Here is a 992-nt window from a genome sequence, read left to right on the forward strand (position 1 = left end):
CCGGCGGCAGCGCCGGCCATATCCTTTAAGCCCTTGCCGCCGGTAAGCACCACACTGCCCTCAGCGGTAAGCGCTACGGAGGACAAAGGGGCATTGATGGCGCTTTGGCCCGCCGTGCCGTCCTCCCCGCCCGTGAGGGCAACGTCTTTCAGATTCAGCGTCAGGGAATGGGTGCCCATGTATGCCGCAAAGGCCATCAGGGGGCCGGCCTCCATGGCGAGCCCGGTGATGTTCAGCGTCACATCCTTTTCATTCCCCTCGATCAGCATGCCGCCCTGGGTGGAAACCGGGTGATCCAGCCCCGGCCCGGTGAGCGCAAAGGCTTCCACTGTGCCGGGAATCGTAAGCCAGCCCGCCGCGCCCTGGGTCACCGTCAGCTCCATGCCGTCGGTGACTTCAATGGGGATGGGGGAGGCGGAAGCATCGGGAGGCATATAAGCGGCCCTGCCGTCATCCGTCTGCGCGTTCCACACCTTGTCGCCGCGGCCCACATACACCGTGCCCGGGACACTGCTGGTGACCGCGCTGGTTTCGCTTTTCATCTGCACGCCCTCTAAGGCATACAGCCTATAATCCTTCGAAAGGGCGGGGCTTAGATCCACCTGGACCGTGCGCGGGTTGACGGCCTCTTTGAGGGTCAGCCGTGCCGCCGGGTCGGTAAAGACAATGCTGCCGCCGGATACCGCGCTGCCGTCCGGGTCGGTGGAGGTGACCTGCATACGGCCCGCCAGTTTGACGGTGCCTCCGGACTTCATATTGATCCCGGTGTACCCGGTGGCATTTAACAAGGTGCCTGCGTCCGTCTGCAGAACGCCGCCGTTCCCCAGGGTGATGGAATCCCCCGAGACCCCTCCCCGGCCGCTTTGGGCGGTCACGGTACCCGATTCCACCTGGATGCTGTTGGCGGCGATGCCCGCGCCGTTCACGCCTCTGCTGGTGCCGCCGCTGCTGTCACCGCCCGTCAGGGTAAGGCTGCCGCGCAGCGTGAGGCG

General features: G+C 65.4%; 1 protein-coding gene. It reads right to left on the reverse strand.

Annotation, left to right across the window (positions count from 1 at the left end):
• On the reverse strand, positions 1–926 hold a 926-nt coding region (locus tag ABC831_RS26380; protein ID WP_343251047.1), incomplete at its 3' end, for a hypothetical protein.
• Between the last annotated feature and the right edge of the window lie 66 nt (positions 927–992).

This window comes from Diplocloster hominis, assembly GCF_032380655.1.
Taxonomy (GTDB): domain Bacteria; phylum Bacillota; class Clostridia; order Lachnospirales; family Lachnospiraceae; genus Diplocloster; species Diplocloster hominis.